This is a genomic window from Polynucleobacter sp. AP-Sanab-80-C2 (assembly GCF_035012965.1).
Taxonomy (GTDB): Bacteria; Pseudomonadota; Gammaproteobacteria; order Burkholderiales; family Burkholderiaceae; genus Polynucleobacter.
On the sequence record NZ_JAYGQS010000005.1, the window covers coordinates 107,019 to 122,307 of the forward strand.

Annotated in this window: 20 protein-coding genes; 15 read left to right on the forward strand and 5 right to left on the reverse strand. The window is 45.3% G+C overall.

The features are described from left to right. Positions 1-6 precede the first annotated feature (6 nt). From ctaD to VC178_RS09140, 5 genes are read left to right on the forward strand one after another with little or no spacing between them, the layout of a single operon-like run. Complete coding sequence (ctaD, locus tag VC178_RS09120; RefSeq protein ID WP_216127038.1) at positions 7-1,626, forward strand: cytochrome c oxidase subunit I; 1,620 nt, start codon at positions 7-9, stop codon at positions 1,624-1,626. Then, on the forward strand, positions 1,610-1,741 hold the full coding sequence (locus VC178_RS09125; RefSeq protein WP_215295926.1) for a cytochrome oxidase small assembly protein: 132 nt from the start codon (positions 1,610-1,612) through the stop codon (positions 1,739-1,741). Before ctaD ends, VC178_RS09125 begins: the two co-directional genes overlap by 17 nt. Positions 1,742-1,756: 15 nt before the next feature. Next, a complete protein-coding gene (locus tag VC178_RS09130; RefSeq protein ID WP_215295925.1) occupies positions 1,757-2,341 on the forward strand; it encodes a cytochrome c oxidase assembly protein in 585 nt (194 codons plus the stop codon). Between the two features lie 26 nt (positions 2,342-2,367). Then, positions 2,368-2,532 carry a DUF2970 domain-containing protein gene (locus tag VC178_RS09135; protein ID WP_323482390.1) on the forward strand — a complete coding sequence of 55 codons (165 nt, stop codon included), beginning with the start codon at positions 2,368-2,370 and terminating at the stop codon, positions 2,530-2,532. 28 nt (positions 2,533-2,560) lie between these two features. Then, positions 2,561-3,415, forward strand: a complete 855-nt coding sequence (locus VC178_RS09140; protein ID WP_215295924.1) for a cytochrome c oxidase subunit 3 — start codon at positions 2,561-2,563, stop codon at positions 3,413-3,415. 75 nt (positions 3,416-3,490) lie between these two features. On the opposite strand, the gene VC178_RS09145 is transcribed toward VC178_RS09140, so the two are convergent. Beyond that, positions 3,491-3,703 carry a twin transmembrane helix small protein gene (locus VC178_RS09145; RefSeq protein WP_215295923.1) on the reverse strand — a complete coding sequence of 71 codons (213 nt, stop codon included), beginning with the start codon at positions 3,701-3,703 and terminating at the stop codon, positions 3,491-3,493. A 24-nt stretch (positions 3,704-3,727) separates the two neighbouring features. Here VC178_RS09145 and VC178_RS09150 point away from each other — a divergent pair, with 24 nt between their 5' ends. From VC178_RS09150 to VC178_RS09170, 5 genes are read left to right on the forward strand one after another with little or no spacing between them, the layout of a single operon-like run. Then, positions 3,728-4,513, forward strand: coding sequence for an SURF1 family protein (locus VC178_RS09150; RefSeq protein WP_323482308.1), 786 nt, complete (start codon positions 3,728-3,730; stop codon positions 4,511-4,513). Further along, complete coding sequence (locus VC178_RS09155) at positions 4,510-5,166, forward strand: hypothetical protein (RefSeq protein WP_323482309.1); 657 nt, start codon at positions 4,510-4,512, stop codon at positions 5,164-5,166. Before VC178_RS09150 ends, VC178_RS09155 begins: the two co-directional genes overlap by 4 nt. Beyond that, entirely contained in the window at positions 5,166-6,269 is a 1,104-nt protein-coding gene (locus tag VC178_RS09160) for a COX15/CtaA family protein (protein ID WP_323482310.1), read from the forward strand. The genes VC178_RS09155 and VC178_RS09160 overlap by 1 nt, the downstream gene beginning before the upstream one ends. Further along, positions 6,266-7,159, forward strand: a complete 894-nt coding sequence (gene cyoE, locus VC178_RS09165) for a heme o synthase (RefSeq protein WP_323482311.1) — start codon at positions 6,266-6,268, stop codon at positions 7,157-7,159. The genes VC178_RS09160 and cyoE overlap by 4 nt, the downstream gene beginning before the upstream one ends. Before the next feature lies 1 nt (position 7,160). After that, the gene (locus VC178_RS09170) at positions 7,161-7,751 is read left to right on the forward strand and encodes an SCO family protein (RefSeq protein ID WP_323482312.1); all 591 of its coding nucleotides are present in this window, start codon (positions 7,161-7,163) and stop codon (positions 7,749-7,751) included. A 23-nt stretch (positions 7,752-7,774) separates the two neighbouring features. Here VC178_RS09170 and rpoH read toward each other — a convergent pair whose 3' ends face one another. Then, a complete protein-coding gene (gene rpoH, locus VC178_RS09175; RefSeq protein ID WP_416350549.1) occupies positions 7,775-8,704 on the reverse strand; it encodes an RNA polymerase sigma factor RpoH in 930 nt (309 codons plus the stop codon). A 92-nt stretch (positions 8,705-8,796) separates the two neighbouring features. Beyond that, positions 8,797-9,687 carry a signal recognition particle-docking protein FtsY gene (gene ftsY, locus VC178_RS09180; RefSeq protein WP_323482314.1) on the reverse strand — a complete coding sequence of 297 codons (891 nt, stop codon included), beginning with the start codon at positions 9,685-9,687 and terminating at the stop codon, positions 8,797-8,799. Positions 9,688-9,750: 63 nt separating this feature from the next. Here ftsY and VC178_RS09185 point away from each other — a divergent pair, with 63 nt between their 5' ends. Genes VC178_RS09185 through VC178_RS09205 form a run of 5 tightly spaced genes read left to right on the forward strand, consistent with a single transcriptional unit; the run spans position 9,751 to position 13,876 of the window. Beyond that, positions 9,751-11,115 (forward strand): M16 family metallopeptidase, encoded by a 1,365-nt coding sequence (locus tag VC178_RS09185; RefSeq protein WP_216178073.1) that lies wholly within the window; start codon positions 9,751-9,753, stop codon positions 11,113-11,115. Next, positions 11,115-12,452, forward strand: a complete 1,338-nt coding sequence (locus VC178_RS09190) for a pitrilysin family protein (protein ID WP_323482315.1) — start codon at positions 11,115-11,117, stop codon at positions 12,450-12,452. The genes VC178_RS09185 and VC178_RS09190 overlap by 1 nt, the downstream gene beginning before the upstream one ends. A gap of 10 nt (positions 12,453-12,462) precedes the next feature. After that, on the forward strand, positions 12,463-13,059 hold the full coding sequence (gene rsmD / locus VC178_RS09195; protein WP_323482316.1) for a 16S rRNA (guanine(966)-N(2))-methyltransferase RsmD: 597 nt from the start codon (positions 12,463-12,465) through the stop codon (positions 13,057-13,059). Between the two features lie 36 nt (positions 13,060-13,095). Continuing rightward, on the forward strand, positions 13,096-13,593 hold the full coding sequence (gene coaD, locus VC178_RS09200; RefSeq protein ID WP_215295913.1) for a pantetheine-phosphate adenylyltransferase: 498 nt from the start codon (positions 13,096-13,098) through the stop codon (positions 13,591-13,593). A 16-nt stretch (positions 13,594-13,609) separates the two neighbouring features. Further along, positions 13,610-13,876, forward strand: a complete 267-nt coding sequence (locus VC178_RS09205) for a YfhL family 4Fe-4S dicluster ferredoxin (RefSeq protein ID WP_216127017.1) — start codon at positions 13,610-13,612, stop codon at positions 13,874-13,876. A 9-nt stretch (positions 13,877-13,885) separates the two neighbouring features. On the opposite strand, the gene pth is transcribed toward VC178_RS09205, so the two are convergent. Then, entirely contained in the window at positions 13,886-14,476 is a 591-nt protein-coding gene (pth, locus tag VC178_RS09210) for an aminoacyl-tRNA hydrolase (RefSeq protein WP_323482317.1), read from the reverse strand. A gap of 112 nt (positions 14,477-14,588) precedes the next feature. Beyond that, complete coding sequence (locus tag VC178_RS09215) at positions 14,589-15,239, reverse strand: 50S ribosomal protein L25/general stress protein Ctc (RefSeq protein ID WP_215295910.1); 651 nt, start codon at positions 15,237-15,239, stop codon at positions 14,589-14,591. Between the last annotated feature and the right edge of the window lie 50 nt (positions 15,240-15,289).

Below are 15,289 nucleotides of genomic sequence, written 5' to 3' on the forward strand. Positions count from 1 at the left end.
TAATTCATGAGCACAGTCTCTACTACCCACGATCACGCACACGATCATGCGCACGATGATCACACGCCACATGGTTGGCGCCGTTGGTTGTTCGCAACCAACCATAAAGACATCGGCACGATGTACCTAATCTTCTCGTTTGTTAGCTTATTAGCTGGCGGCCTGATGGCTTTAGGAATTCGTTTGGAATTGTTCCAGCCTGGTTTGCAATTCTTCCGTCCAGAGTTCTTTAATCAATTAACTACTATGCACGGATTGGTGATGGTGTTCGGTGCGATCATGCCAGCCTTCGTTGGCTTTGCTAACTGGATGGTGCCATTGCAAATTGGCGCATCGGATATGGCATTTGCACGGATGAATAACTTTAGCTTCTGGATTTTGCCAGTCGCTGCAACCTTGTTGTTAAGCTCATTCCTAGTTCCTGGTGGCGCGCCTGCTGGCGGCTGGACTATCTATGCACCTTTGACCTCACAAATGGGTCCTGGCATGGATATGGCAATTTTCTCACTCCACTTGTTAGGTGCTTCTTCCATCATGGGATCGATCAACATCATCGTCACCATTTTGAATATGCGCGCTCCTGGTTTGACTTTGATGAAGATGCCAATGTTCTGTTGGACTTGGTTGATTACTGCTTACTTGTTGATCGCGGTGATGCCTGTTTTGGCTGGTGCGATTACGATGGTTTTGACTGATCGTCACTTCGGCACTTCATTCTTCTCTGCTGTTGGTGGCGGTGACCCAATCATGTTCCAGCATATTTTCTGGTTCTTTGGTCACCCAGAGGTTTACATCATGATTCTTCCAGCATTTGGAATCGTCAGTGAAATTGTTCCTGCTTTCTCCAGAAAAACCTTGTTTGGTTACAGCTCTATGGTTTATGCAACATCGTCTATTGCGATCTTGTCATTCATCGTTTGGGCTCACCATATGTTTGCGACGGGTATGCCGGTCACTGGCCAGCTGTTCTTTATGTATGCAACGATGTTGATTGCTGTACCAACTGGCGTGAAGATTTTTAACTGGGTCGCAACTATGTGGAAAGGGTCGATGACCTTTGAAACTCCAATGCTGTGGGCTATTGGTTTTATCTTCGTATTTACGATGGGCGGCTTTACTGGCTTGATTCTGGCAATGGCTCCGATTGATATTGGCCTGCAAGATACTTACTACGTTGTAGCGCACTTCCACTATGTTTTGGTAGCGGGTTCCTTGTTTGCGATGTTTGCAGGCTTCTACTACTGGTGCCCTAAGTGGACTGGCTATATGGCAAATGAAACTCGCGGCAAGATCCACTTCTGGGCTTCCATGATTTTCTTTAACATTACCTTCTTCCCTATGCATTTCTTGGGTCTCGCAGGTATGCCACGTCGTTATGCAGACTACCCAACTCAGTTTGCTGACTTCAATTCTATTGCCTCGATTGGAGCGCTCGGCTTTGGTTTGGCGCAAGTGTACTTCTTGTTCTTTGTAGCACTGCCTGCTTATCGCGGCTATGGTGAGAAGGCTCCAGCCAAGCCTTGGGATGGTGCTAAGGGTTTAGAGTGGACTGTCGCTTCACCAGCCCCACACCACACTTTTGAAACACCTCCTAGTGCAGAGCAGTTGCGTGAAGCAGGAATTTAATACGTCTTCTCAACAAGCCCTAGCAGCGAATAATCGTCGCTTAGGGCTCATTCTTTTGAGCATTGCTGCAGTGTTCTTTATTGGCATTGTGATGAAGTGGAGCTTTTTGGGTTAATCCCACTTTGCCAACATGATAGTTACTCAATCTGCTAACCGCCAAATCTTACTTAAGCTACTCATTGCTTCAGTAATGATGTTCGGCTTTGGGTATGCGTTGGTACCAATGTATAAGGCATTGTGTGAAGTTACTGGCATTAACGTTGTCACGAGTAAAAATGATTATGGCGTTAGGGCATTTAGTCCTAACAAGGTGGGCAATACGCAAGTGAACTATGCCCGTACCGTCACAATTGAATTTGACTCTAATAGCCGTGGACCATTTACATTTAAGCCAGTAAAGAATTTTCTAGAAGTACACCCTGGTGAAATGACAGAGATTGTTTACGAAGTTACCAATAATCTTGGTCGTTCCGTGCGTGCTCAAGCAATCCCCAGTTATGCGCCAAAAAGTGCTACTGAGTTTTTTACTAAGTTGGAATGTTTTTGTTTTCAAGAGCAGACTTTGGCAGCCAATGAAACTAAGAAGATGCCAGTAGTGTTTGTAATTGATTCAGGCTTGCCAGATGATGTGAAAACGATCACCTTGTCGTATACCTTCTTTGAGCTAGGTTTAGGTGGTACTCCACCAGCGCCAAAATCAAAGGTAGTTTCGTGAAGAAAAAAAGTAGTTTTACGCAGTCTATGAAAGCCGTGATGTGGGGTTTTTTAGGAGTGCGTAAGAAATCAGGTTTGCAGGAAGATGTAGCGTCATTAACTTTTGTACACATTATTATTGCGGGTGTTGTTGGAGCCTTGATTTTTATGGCTATCCTGCTCTTAATAGTGAAAGCAGTTGTATCCCAATGATTATTTTTTGATTGATAGAGAGAATAAGATGTCATCCAATTCAACCCCACACTATTTCGTCCCTGGACTATCTAGACATCCAGCCATGGCTGCTATTGGTTTAATCGCCTTTGGCTATGGTATGACCGGTTGGGTCAATCACACCTCTTGGGGTGGCGCTATGAGTTTAGTTGGCGTGGCATGGATTTTATTTGTGCTCTACAACTGGTTTGGCGATACGATCGCCGAATCGAATTCTGGCAAAAATGGTGTCAACGTAGATATTTCTTATCGCTGGTCGATGGCATGGTTCATCTTCTCTGAAATTATGTTCTTTGCTGCATTCTTCTCCGCTCTTTTTTATGCGCGGAATATTGCAATGCCTTGGATGGGCGATGTGGAAAGCAAATTGATTTGGCCTAATTTCCAAGCAGTTTGGCCTAATGATGGCCCCGCTGGTTTGGTTGAGAAGTTTACGACGATGGGTCCTTGGCCTATTCCTACCCTCAACACTTTTTTACTGTTGAGCTCTGGCGTCACAATTACTATCTCGCATCATGCTCTGGTTGAAAACCACATGAAGAAGGCCATCATTGCTCTGGCTGCTACAGTTGGTCTAGGCTTTATCTTCTTAGGCTTTCAGGCTTACGAGTACTACCATGCCTATCATGAGTTGAACTTGAAGCTGACTTCAGGCATCTACGGATCTACTTTCTTTATGTTGACTGGCTTCCACGGTTTCCACGTCTTTCTTGGTGGCACTATGTTGGCGATTGTCTTGCGTCGTATGATTCGTGGCGACTTTACTTCTAAGCATCACTTTGCATTCGAAGGTGCTGCTTGGTATTGGCACTTCGTTGACGTTGTTTGGCTTGGTCTTTATATCGCCGTTTACTGGATGTAAGTTGAATAAAAAATCGGGGCGTTAAGCCCCGATTGATTTTTAGGCACCCCAGTATTAATAGCCGGAATAGCCGGTTTAGTTTGTACCTACTTTGATGCCTGTGGATTCAATTAGGCCAAAGTAGTGAGCCAACAGAATCCCGATGAATAGCGCAAGCGATAGACCGATACGTAGCATGAGTGAGCGAACCATTCTGGAACTATTGCCCCTATCCTTCATCATGTAATACAGGGCTGAACCTAAGCTAGCAACAATCATTAGTAGGACAATCGGAATAATCCACTTCATCTTAAATCCTTATTTTTAAATCTCTTGAATAATCTTTTTACTGCTCTCATTGCTAAGCGCATAGTTGCTACTGTATCAGCCTTGCTGGTCATTGCAATTGCTTGTGCTGCGGGTATTTGGCAGTTGAGCAGGGCTGAGAGCAAGATTGTCTTGGCGGCTCATTTATTAGCTCGGCAACAGATGCCAATATTGAGCGTCAATTCAAGCTCTTTAACTCTAGAAGATGCAAGTGAGCGTCGCATGATTGCTCGCGGCCAATATATTCCGGAGGCGGCTATTTGGTTGGATAATCGGCCAAGACCAATGCCTCCTCCTGGGAGCGCGGCATCACAATCCGGTTTCTTTTTAATGATGCCTTTGCGTCTAGAGGGTCGCGATGAAGTACTCTGGGTCAATCGAGGTTGGGCGCCGCGCAATAGTGCTGACCGAGAGTTGCTGCCCCCGGTTAAAACGCCAGCCAATGTGGTCAATATTGAGGGGATTGTGTTCGCCCATCCTGGCAAGGTCTATGCCTTGGGCGAAAGTAAGCCCCCCACAGATACTGGCAAGCCTCGAATTGAGCAAAATTTTGATTTAGTAGGCGAGGGCATGCTACGAGCTTGGTCTCAAAGCCCTTTTATTTTGAGAGAGATTGATACGGGTATCGATGATGGTTTATTGCGCGAGTGGGCTCCCCTGACAACTGGAGTCGATCGCCATTATGCTTATGCATTCCAGTGGTTTGCGCTAGCAGTTGCTGGTTTCTTATTTTGGTTGATTACTGGCCTGCGGCAATATAGGCGTCAGGATGTGAATGGGGATCAAGAGTGAGTGATAAAGAGTTATTAATTCCAGCTTCACAGATGGATGCATCAGCAATCAATGCGCGGACTCGTCGTGGCCGAATTCAAATGCTGTTGCTATTGCTCGCATGTGCTAGCCCGGTGCTCGCATCCTACTTTGCTTACTATGTGATTAAGCCTGAGGGTGGAAAAACAAATTTTGGTACCTTGGTTTATCCAGCCCAAGAATTTAATAGTGCTTGGCTCGATGCGCCCTTACAAGGCAAGTGGACTTTGTTGATTGCACGACCTGCAGGCCAATGCCAAATTAAAGATGAAAAGTGTGTTGAAGCATTATTTTTAATGCGCCAAACCAGAGTGGCAATGGGTAGAGAAAGTAAGCGCGTTCAGCTGATTTGGGTCAATACAGATGGCAAGCTTCTAGACCCTGAGCTTTTGAAGGCTTATGACGAACAGACTGCGGGACTTAAGGTGGTGCCACTGCCTGCAGATCCTAAGTCACGAGCTGAATTTAATGCGTGGCTGAATAAAGAGGGCGCTGGAAAAGAGATTCAGTTGATTGATCCAAGCCCAGCGAAGATGATGTACTTTCCAGTGACAAACTCTCCTAAAGAATTTGCTAGTATCAAAAAAGATTTAGAAAAGCTCTTAAAGTTAAATCACAAGGGCGAAAGTTTGTAATGCCCAATCTTCTTTTGTTCTTGGAGTTGGCTGCTATTGCCATAGTATTTGCAGGGCTACCATTGGCTTATCTTTGGACCAGACGGGGGTATAGTTTTTTTCAGAAACTCAATTGGGTCTTGGTGTTTATGACTTTTGATCTGATCGTATTTGGGGCTTTTACGCGCCTAACGGACTCAGGTTTGGGGTGTCCAGATTGGCCTGGCTGCTATGGCACATCTAATCCATTTCATGCATTGAGCGATATACAACAAGCTGAAAACGCCTTACCCAGTGGCCCCGTAACTGTCATGAAAGCTTGGATTGAAATGATCCACCGTTATTTAGCGATGACTGTAGGTGCATTGATTTTGGTTCAAGTAGTACTGGCATTTAATAAAGTAAAGGCTTTAGGTAAAACCCCCTTCTTTGTTAGTCTAGGTTTACTTTTATTGGTCTGCATTCAGGGAGCCTTTGGTGCGTGGACTGTGACACTTAAATTGCAGCCCATCATTGTGACGATTCATTTAATGTTGGCCCTTCTTTTATTGGCTTACTTAACTGCTTATGCTCAACAAGCTTGGGAAGAAAAAATTTCTACAGTACGTACACTGCGTATCAAACCTTTACCTGCTGCTCTTTTATTGGCAGCTTTTATAGTGCTCATGATTCAAGTTTTCTTGGGTGCCTGGGTTAGCACCAATTACGCCGTTTTAGCTTGTCCTGACTTTCCAACGTGTTTAGGTACTGCTTGGCCAGAAACTAATTGGGTTGAGGGCTTTACGCTGTGGCGTCAACTGGGTTTAAATGCGCAAGGTGAGTTTATTTCTCCAGTTGCGCTACAGACAATTCACTGGGCGCACCGCTTATTTGCAGTATTGGTATTCGTAGTGTTCTCATTCTTGGGTTGGAGGGCGCTGCAGCTTGCAACTCCAGCAATACCGGGGCTGAAACACTATGGCAAGCTCTTATTTAGTCTGCTTGCTTTACAGATTCTGACTGGTATCTCCAATGTTGTATTTCAGTGGCCTTTATTAGCCGCTTTATTACATAGCGCGGGGTCTGCTGCTTTGGTATTCTGCTTAGTCAGAATGAGTTATTGGGCTTCTTGGAAGTCATTATGAGCACACCGAAAAGATCCGCTACAGTACCGATGCCACGTTGGCGTCAGTACTGGGTTTTAACAAAACCTAGGGTGACTCAACTCGCAGTTTTTTGTGCAGTGATTGGTATGTTCTTGGCAACACCTGGCATGGTTCCATATCCAGTACTCATTGGAGGTGTTGTAGGTATCTGGTTATTAGCAGGCGCTGCATTTGCGGTGAATTGTTTGATTGAGCAGGCGGTCGATGCCAAGATGAGGCGCACTGCATGGCGTCCTTCTGCAACAGGTGAAGTCACTCCATTCCATATTATTGTTTTCTCTATCATTCTGGGTGCTTTGGGAATGATTGTCTTGTGGAATTTTTGTAATCCACTAACGATGTGGCTCACCTTTGCAACGTTTGTAGGCTATGCAGTGATTTATACCTGGCTACTAAAACCGGCAACACCACAGAACATTGTGATTGGTGGTTTATCTGGTGCAATGCCGCCAGCCTTAGGTTGGGCTGCAGTCACTAATACACTTTCTGCTGAAGCTTGGCTTTTGGTATTAATTATTTTTGTTTGGACGCCACCCCATTTTTGGGCCTTGGCTTTATATCGTCGCGATGACTATGTGCAATCTGGCTTGCCAATGCTCCCAGTAACTCATGGTGAGCGTTTTACGCTGCTCAATATTTTGCTCTACACCCTGATTTTGATTGCAGCAACTTTATTGCCTTACATCTATGGCATGAGTGGCATGCTGTATTTGATATCAGCAATTATTCTCGGTTTAATATTCCTGGCTTACGTGATTGCGCTATTTATTACCTATAGCGATGCATTGGCTAAGAAGACCTTTCGTTTTTCAATCACCTATTTGTCTTTGCTGTTTGCAGTATTGCTCATAGATCACTACTTTCTCTAAGATGAAGGTCACCATTTTGCGCAGTTGCTTCATTGCTTCATTGCTGATGATTTTGGCAGCCTGTAGTCCAAAGCCAGAGTTCAAAAATATTGATATCACTGGTGGCAAAGCGTTTGGTAAGGACTTTAGTTTGCTGGACCCTGATGGCAAGCTTAGAACGCTCAATGACTTTAAAGGTAAAGTTGTTGTGATGTTTTTCGGCTACACTCAGTGCCCTGATGTTTGCCCAACTACTTTAACTGAAATGCAGCAGGTCATGACCTTATTGGGGCCACAGTCAGATAAGGTGCAGGTGCTATTTGTAACGGTTGATCCTGAGCGTGATACGGCGACCATTCTGAAGCAATACGTTCCCTCATTTGATGCCCGTTTTCTTGGCTTGCGCCCAGCAGATGAAGTCGCGTTAGAAAAGGTTACCAAAGACTTCAAAATTTATTACAAGAAAGTGCCAGGAACTAGTCCAGGTTCTTACACCATCGACCACACGGCGGGTAGTTATGCATTTGATCCCGAAGGTCGCTTACGTTTGTATATCAAGCATGCGCAAGGTCCGGAGACCTTGGCACATGACTTGAAAGAACTTCTAAAGTAAGTTTTTGAAGTTGCTAAGCTTGCTTAAGCCGCTTCAGCTTGCAACATGCCACGCATCTTTTTGAGGGCGGCTGTTTCAATTTGACGCACACGTTCTGCAGAGATGCCATATTCTGCAGCAAGGTCATGCAAAGTCTTAGTGCCATTACCGTCAGCATCCATGGCTAACCAACGTGACTGCACAATATTACGACTGCGCTCGTCCAAAGCCATCAAGGCTTGATCTAATTTAGGACCTTGTAATGCATCGGCTTCTGCATGAGCAATACGTTCAGTGGGCTCTTGACTGTTATCAGCAAGCCATTGTATTGGTGCATAGGCAGCTTCTTCATCACTGTCATCGCCCTCAAGGGCAACATCGCCACCAGCAAGACGCATTTCCATTTCTTTAACGTCCGAGCCTTTCACATCGAGGGCTTTTGCTAATGCATCAACCTCACCAGGAGTGAGTGCGCTCAAGGTGGGTTTGTTGCTGCGTAAGTTAAAAAATAATTTGCGTTGTGCTTTGGTCGTTGCCATCTTAACCAAACGCCAATTCTTGAGAATGTACTCATGAATTTCTGCTTTGATCCAGTGGATTGCGTATGACACTAAACGGGCGCCATTATTTGGGTCGTAACGTTTCACTGCTTTCATCAAGCCGATGTTGCCTTCTTGAATGAGATCAGCATGCGGAATGCCATAACCAAGATATTGGCGTGCAACAGAAACGACGAGACGCAAATGGGAGAGCACCAAAGTTTTAGCGGCTTCTACATTTTCAGTACGACGAAACTCCTGCGCTAGATGCAGCTCTTCTGCAGCGCTCAGCATCGGCACACGATTCACGTACGCAATGTATGAGTCAAGAGTGCCAACCCCAAGGGATGGCAGCATAGGAAATGCAGACGCCGCTGCAGCCTGCGCTACAGGCAGCCTTTGCATATTCGGTTTGTCAGATTTCTTTTGAACCATTTTTTTATCAATAGAAAAGAGTTAATAGAGGTCTATTTTAGCACTCTTGTCAAGAGAGTGCTAATGCTTTGTATATTCTGTAAGTTATTGAATTAATTGAATAATTCTGAAGAATATTGCCTGGCAGTAAACGGGACTAAATCTTCAATACCCTCACCTTTACCAAGCGCTAAAACTGCTGGTGCGGGGCTATCTTTGAGGGTGTGGGCAAGGGCGCAGATAACGCCGCCTTTAGCTGTGCCATCGAGCTTGGTAACAATGATTCCAGTGAGCCCCAGGGCAGTATGAAATGCCTTCACTTGGCTTAAGCCATTCTGACCAGTATTGCCATCTAAAACCAAGAGAGTGTGGTGAGGGGCCCCAGGAAGGGCTTTGCCGATGACCCTCTTCACCTTTTTTAACTCTTCCATGAGGTGGTCTTGGGTGGCAAGGCGTCCTGCAGTATCAATAATCAGAATATCGCTTTTACGAGAGATCGCCGAGTGGATTGCATCATGTGCAACTGCTGCTGCATCACCCCCCTCTTGAGTAATGACATCAACTTGGTTGCGACCACCCCATTCCTGTAGTTGATTGCGCGCTGCTGCTCTAAAAGTGTCACCTGCAGCCAAGAGTACTGATTTACCTTGAGACTGAAAGCGCCTGCAAAGTTTGCCAATAGTGGTAGTTTTACCTGCGCCATTAACGCCAACGACCAACCAAACTTCTGGAATAGTATCTTGCTGGCTTGAAAATAAAGGGTTCGGCGATGGTTCTAAAACCCGCAATAGATCTCCAACCTCTTGAATGAGTAGTGCCTGAAGTTCTTCTGGACTGGATGCTTGTTCAGACTTTGCTGCTTTGCGCAGTTTGCCGATCAATTGCTCAGTCGTCGGCAGCCCCACATCACTTTGAATCAGTGATTCTTCTAGGGCATCAAACCAAGCTTCGTCAGTCTTGCTAGATTTGAATAGGGATCCGAGGGTTTTACGTAAGCCGAACATAATCGATACAATTTAATCCTTGCATCTTATCAATTTAATTCTTGGGATATGGTGATTCAGCAGATGCGTTCTAATTTACTCCGAATTTTTTTCCTATTTTTACTGTTTACGCCATTGTCTTGGGCTACAGGCAAAGATCAGGCGGATACACACGAATTTCAGTTAAGTAATGGACTGAAGCTCATAGTGAGGGAAGACCATCGTGCCCCAACTGTGGCCCATATGGTTTGGTATCGCGCAGGTTCGATGGATGAGATCAATGGTCGAACTGGCGTGGCGCATGTCCTTGAGCACATGATGTTTAAGGGAACTGACAAGGTGAAAGCAGGTGAGTTTTCACGTTTAGTAGCAGCGGTTGGTGGGCGTGAAAATGCATTTACTTCTCGCGATTACACCGCTTACTTTCAGCAAGTTGAAAAATCAAAGTTGGATGAAGCGATTAAGCTAGAAGCAGATCGAATGTCCAACTTAAATTTTGATGACGCTGAGTTCTTAAAAGAAATTCAGGTGGTGATGGAGGAGCGGCGTTTACGCACTGAAGATAATCCTAGTAGCCTTCTCAATGAATCGCTCATGGCAACCGCTTATATGAGCTCACCATATCGTCATCCTGTAGTTGGCTGGATGAATGATTTACAGAATATGACAGCTTCTGATGCAAGGGATTGGTACCGCAATTGGTATAAGCCAAACAATGTAACTGTAGTCATTACTGGTGATGTTGATGCCAAGAAAGTCTTGGTATTGGTAGAAAAATATTATGGCGCCGTTCCCGCACAAGAGCTACCAGTGCGTAAGCCACAAGTCGAGCCACCGCAAAAAGGAGTGAAGCAAGTTCAAGTGAAGGCACCGGCAGATAGCGCGCAATTGGCGATGGCTTGGAAAGCACCACGTCTTGAGTCTGGCAAGCTGGATAATCCTGAGCCATATGCACTTGAGTTGTTAACCGCAGTGCTGGATGGTTATGACAATGCACGCTTGAATCGCATGTTAGTAAAGCAAGAAAAGGTCGTGAACGATGTAGGTGTTGCTTATGACATGGTCTCTCGTGGGCCCGAGTTATTTCTGATTAGTGCCACCATGGCTAAAGGAAAAACGGTTTCACAGGCACAAGCAAGCATTCGCAAAGCGTTGGATGAGATCAAGCAAAAAGGGATTTTGGAGTCTGAACTCAAGCGCATTAAGGTGCGCATTCTTTCAGAACAAATTTATAAGCGCGATTCTATTTTTGGTCAAGCGATGGAAATTGGCAGTACTGAAATGGCTGGATTTTCTTGGAAGGATATTGACTATATGCTGGAGAAAATGCAAACCATTACTCCGGAGCAAGTCCAAGCGGTTGCCAAAAAATACTTGGTCGATGAAGGCTTGACGATTGCTGTACTCGATCCACAGGCACGCAAGACCGTTGGTAAGGAGGGCAAATAATGAGAGCCCTCACGAAAATCGTTTCATCCTATTTTTTAGCTTTTGGTTTCATCGCTAGTGCAAATGCCATATTGCCAATTGAAAAACTGGATGCTTATAAAGGTGCCAAAGCTTTTCTAGTACAAACCAAAGCATTGCCGATGGTTGATATTGAGGTCAGCATAGATGCCGGCGATCGTTATGATCCTGCTGGCAAAAGTGGCTTAGCCGACATGACCGCAGGCCTGATGAATTATGGGGTACGTGGCGATAGGGGCTTGTTAAATGAGGCCCAAATTGCGGATGAGATTGCTGATTTGGGTGCAAATATTGGTTTATCAGTTAGTGGCGAGCGCGCCATTTTGCGTATCCGGACTTTAAGTAGAAAAGATTTGCGTGATCGGGCTGTGCAATTGGCAGCCTCTATGTTGAGTTCGCCCACCTATGATGCCAATATTCTTGCGCGGGAAAAGCAAAGAACTATCACCAGCTTGCTTGAAGCAGAAACTAAACCAGAGTATGTTTTAGAGCGCCGTTTCAAAAAAATGCTCTACGGAGCTTATCCTTTGGCCGATACTCCCTCAGTAAAATCGGTTGGTACGATTACTGCTACAGACTTACAGCAGTTTCATAAACAGTTTTATCGTGGCGATCGGATGATCGTCAGCATTGTGGGTGACGTAGATTCGACTCAGGCAAATGAAGTCGTACAAATGTTATTAAAAAGAATTCCGCAATCAGGACCAGTAATTGCGCCTCTACCTGAACTTCAACGTTCACCCGTAGAGCCTTTAGCTCAGCGAGAGGTACAGATTCCATTTGATTCTCAGCAAGCTCATATTGCGATGGGTATGACGGCAGTAGCGAGGAATAATCCTGATTATTTCCCCTTACTTGTAGGAAATTACATTTTGGGTGGCGGTGGATTTGTGTCCCGCTTGATGAACGAGGTTCGTGAGAAGCGTGGCCTTGCCTATAGTGTCTTTAGTTATTTCGCTCCAGGCAAAGCTAGCGGTATTTTTCAGGCCGGCCTACAGACCAAGAGCGATCAGGGTTCTATGGCGCTTGGGGTGATGAGTGACACTATTGCAAAATTTATTACGAATGGTCCGACCGTCAGTGAACTTGCTGCAGCAAAAGCCAATTTGATCAATGGTTATCCATTACGTATTGATAACAATCGCAAACTCTTGGATAACGTCTCCTCTATCGCATGGAATGATTTGCCACTTGATACGATGGAAGTCTGGACTAAACAAATTGAGGCTGTTAGTTTGGAGCAGGTGACTGCTGCATTCCAAAAATATCTGGCGATGGATCGAATGAAGATTGCAGTCTTGGGGGCTCAAAATAAATAAGTCAAAGCCGATGAAGGCAGAGCCGCCAAAGAAAGTGCGCATTATCGGTGGTATATGGAGAAGTCGCCAGTTAACCGTCTTAGATTTACCAGGTTTGCGACCTTCTACAGATCGTATTCGAGAAACTCTATTCAACTGGCTTGGTCAAGATTTGACAGGCCTCACTTCTTTGGACTTATTCGCAGGAACAGGCGCTCTTGGTTTTGAGGCAGCCTCACGGGGTGCAGATTTGGTGGTGCTTCTCGAAAAAGATAAAAAGACCCATGCGAACTTAGTGTCTAATTTTGCGCTGTTGCAATCCTCGCCAGTATCTGCAGTGGTAGAAATTTTGCAGCGAGACAGTGTGGAGTTCTTAAGTCAACAGCCTGACCGCTCAACGAATCTGATTTTTATTGATCCTCCTTTTCAGGATGGGACATTACTTGACCGTGCTGTCATTGAGGCTGGCAGAATTTGTGATGACTCCATCGGGGGCGGAATTTATGTGGAATTTCCCTCAAATCGTCCTCGTGAAGAGATAGAAGCCCTACTGCCAAGCTGGCATTGTGGAAAATACTTAGAGGCTGGGCAGGTAAAAGCCTGTCTATTTCGGAGTGTAAGGGGCTAAACTCTTGCCTATAGCCGTTAAAGCCTTAGGAGAGTTATGACTGTCGCTGTCTACCCTGGAACATTTGACCCATTTACACGTGGTCACGAGGATTTGGTTCGTCGAGCATCTAGTATTTTTGATAAGTTGATTGTTGGTGTTGCCTCAAGTCGTAGCAAGCATCCTTTTTTCACTTTGGATGAGCGGATTGATATTGCTAAGGAAGTGCTTGGGCATTACTCCAATGTGAAGGTGGTTGGCTTTCAAGGTTTGCTAAAAGATTTTGCGCGCGAGCACAATGCACGCGTTATCGTGCGTGGCTTGCGTGCGGTATCTGACTTTGAGTATGAGTTTCAGATGGCAGGGATGAATCGTTATTTACTACCTGATGTAGAAACCCTGTTTTTAACCCCATCTGATCAATACCAATTTATCTCTGGTACCTTTGTGCGTGAGATTGCTTCTATGGGTGGCGATGTCAGTAAGTTCGTTTTCCCGTCTGTGGAAAAGTGGCTTGTTCAAAAGATTGCGGCTGCCAATCAAAATTCTAAGTAAAGCCATCGAGTAAAAAATGGCTTTAATGATTACCGACGAATGCATCAATTGCGATGTGTGTGAGCCAGAGTGCCCGAACGATGCAATCTATATGGGGCTAGAGATTTATGAGATAGACCCCAGTAAATGTACTGAGTGTGTGGGTCACTATGATGCGCCCCAGTGCCGTCAGGTATGTCCAGTAGACTGCATCCCCTTTAACCCCGCACATACTGAAACCCAAGAGCAGTTAATGGTGAAGTTCAAGCTATTAACTGCCGCCAAAAAAGCGAATTCAGTTTAACTGACCAGCTTAGCCCTTAGAGTGCAGTTCCATCATGGCGGTTTGGGTATCGCCTTTTAAAAATAGCGGCAAAATTTGCAAACCATTTTCAATACTGACGTCGATGAGTTTTTGTTCTGCTAATTGTGGTCTACGTAAAACATAGTCAGCAACCTCCATCGGACGACCCTCACCAGCCGCATCCCTTGGGTGCCCGATCCCTAGACGCAGACGCCAGTAGTCTGGCGTGCCTAGGTGTGCTTGAATATCTTTGAGGCCATTGTGACCACCAGTGCCACCACCAAGCTTGATACGTGCCGTTCCCGGTTTGAGATCGAGCTCGTCTTGCACTACCAAAATATCTGCAGGTGTAATTTTGTGAAAGCGACAAAGAGCTCCAACGGCTTGGCCACTCAGGTTCATGTAGGTGCCAGGCTTAAGTAAAAAGAGATCTTCACCTTCCCATTTCGCTTTAGCTACTTTTCCATGAAAACGTTTTTCTGATTCAAAGCGAGCGTTCAATTGTTTTGCCAAGACGTCGACAAACCAGAAGCCAGCATTGTGCCGATCTTCTTCATGCTCATCTCCAGGATTCCCCAGGCCAACAATTAATTTCGTCATGATGAGAGTGTAAAGATATAAGTGGATTTCTACAAAAAGAGTAAATAGAGCAAGGAGATAAAAAGAAAGCCCGCTTGCGCGGGCTTCTTTCGCAAACAGATGGCTTAATGAATTAAGCCTTATCCTTTGCATCAGCAGCAGGCGCAGCTGCTGGGGCTGCAGCGGCTGCAGGTGCAGCTTCTTCAGTCTCAGCGGCTTTAACAGCTGGAATACGTGCGTTTGCAAGCACTGGGTTTTCTTGCTCAACATGTAATACCAAAGTAACGCCTTTTGGCAATGTCAGGTCTTTCGCATGAACAGAATGACCCACTTCAATTTTGCTCAAATCCACTTCAATGAACTCTGGTAAGTCTGCTGGTAAGCAAGAAATTTCGATGTCATTGAGGATGTGGCTAATAACAGCACCTTGCAATTTCACAGCAGCCGATGTGTCAGCATTAGTGAAGTGCAATGGAATGCGCATGTGAACTTTCTCAGTCGCAGAAACGCGCTGGAAGTCAATGTGCAAAACCAATGGCTTAAATGGATGCATTTGGTAATCGCGTAACAACACTTTTTGTGTTTTGCCACCAATTTCCAAATCCAAAATGGATGAGTGGAATGCTTCCTTGCGGAGAGCATGGAACAACGCGTTATGGTCTAACTCAATGACCAAGGCTGGATCTTTACTACCGTAAACGATTCCCGGCGTCTTACCGGAATTGCGCAGACGGCGGCTCGCACCCGTTCCCTGTACGCTTCTTTCAAAGGCTACAACTTTCATATTCAATTTCCCTATTAAGGTTAATTTCCGTTCGCGACCAAACAGAAAAG

Excerpts from the sequence above, each read along its gene's own strand:
- VC178_RS09140 (WP_215295924.1), top strand. The coding sequence starts at position 2,561 with ATGTCATCCAATTCAACCCCACACTATTTCGTCCCTGGACTATCTAGA.
- ftsY (WP_323482314.1), bottom strand. The coding sequence starts at position 9,687 with ATGTTCGGCTTACGTAAAACCCTCGGATCCCTATTCAAATCTAGCAAG.
- VC178_RS09190 (WP_323482315.1), top strand. The coding sequence starts at position 11,115 with ATGAGAGCCCTCACGAAAATCGTTTCATCCTATTTTTTAGCTTTTGGT.
- pth (WP_323482317.1), bottom strand. The coding sequence starts at position 14,476 with ATGACGAAATTAATTGTTGGCCTGGGGAATCCTGGAGATGAGCATGAA.
- VC178_RS09130 (WP_215295925.1), top strand. The coding sequence starts at position 1,757 with ATGATAGTTACTCAATCTGCTAACCGCCAAATCTTACTTAAGCTACTC.
- VC178_RS09135 (WP_323482390.1), top strand. The coding sequence starts at position 2,368 with ATGAAAGCCGTGATGTGGGGTTTTTTAGGAGTGCGTAAGAAATCAGGT.
- VC178_RS09205 (WP_216127017.1), top strand. The coding sequence starts at position 13,610 with ATGGCTTTAATGATTACCGACGAATGCATCAATTGCGATGTGTGTGAG.
- ctaD (WP_216127038.1), top strand. The coding sequence starts at position 7 with ATGAGCACAGTCTCTACTACCCACGATCACGCACACGATCATGCGCAC.
- coaD (WP_215295913.1), top strand. The coding sequence starts at position 13,096 with ATGACTGTCGCTGTCTACCCTGGAACATTTGACCCATTTACACGTGGT.
- rpoH (WP_416350549.1), bottom strand. The coding sequence starts at position 8,704 with ATGGTTCAAAAGAAATCTGACAAACCGAATATGCAAAGGCTGCCTGTA.
- VC178_RS09215 (WP_215295910.1), bottom strand. The coding sequence starts at position 15,239 with ATGAAAGTTGTAGCCTTTGAAAGAAGCGTACAGGGAACGGGTGCGAGC.
- VC178_RS09170 (WP_323482312.1), top strand. The coding sequence starts at position 7,161 with ATGAAGGTCACCATTTTGCGCAGTTGCTTCATTGCTTCATTGCTGATG.
- rsmD (WP_323482316.1), top strand. The coding sequence starts at position 12,463 with ATGAAGGCAGAGCCGCCAAAGAAAGTGCGCATTATCGGTGGTATATGG.
- cyoE (WP_323482311.1), top strand. The coding sequence starts at position 6,266 with ATGAGCACACCGAAAAGATCCGCTACAGTACCGATGCCACGTTGGCGT.
- VC178_RS09185 (WP_216178073.1), top strand. The coding sequence starts at position 9,751 with ATGCGTTCTAATTTACTCCGAATTTTTTTCCTATTTTTACTGTTTACG.
- VC178_RS09160 (WP_323482310.1), top strand. The coding sequence starts at position 5,166 with ATGCCCAATCTTCTTTTGTTCTTGGAGTTGGCTGCTATTGCCATAGTA.
- VC178_RS09145 (WP_215295923.1), bottom strand. The coding sequence starts at position 3,703 with ATGAAGTGGATTATTCCGATTGTCCTACTAATGATTGTTGCTAGCTTA.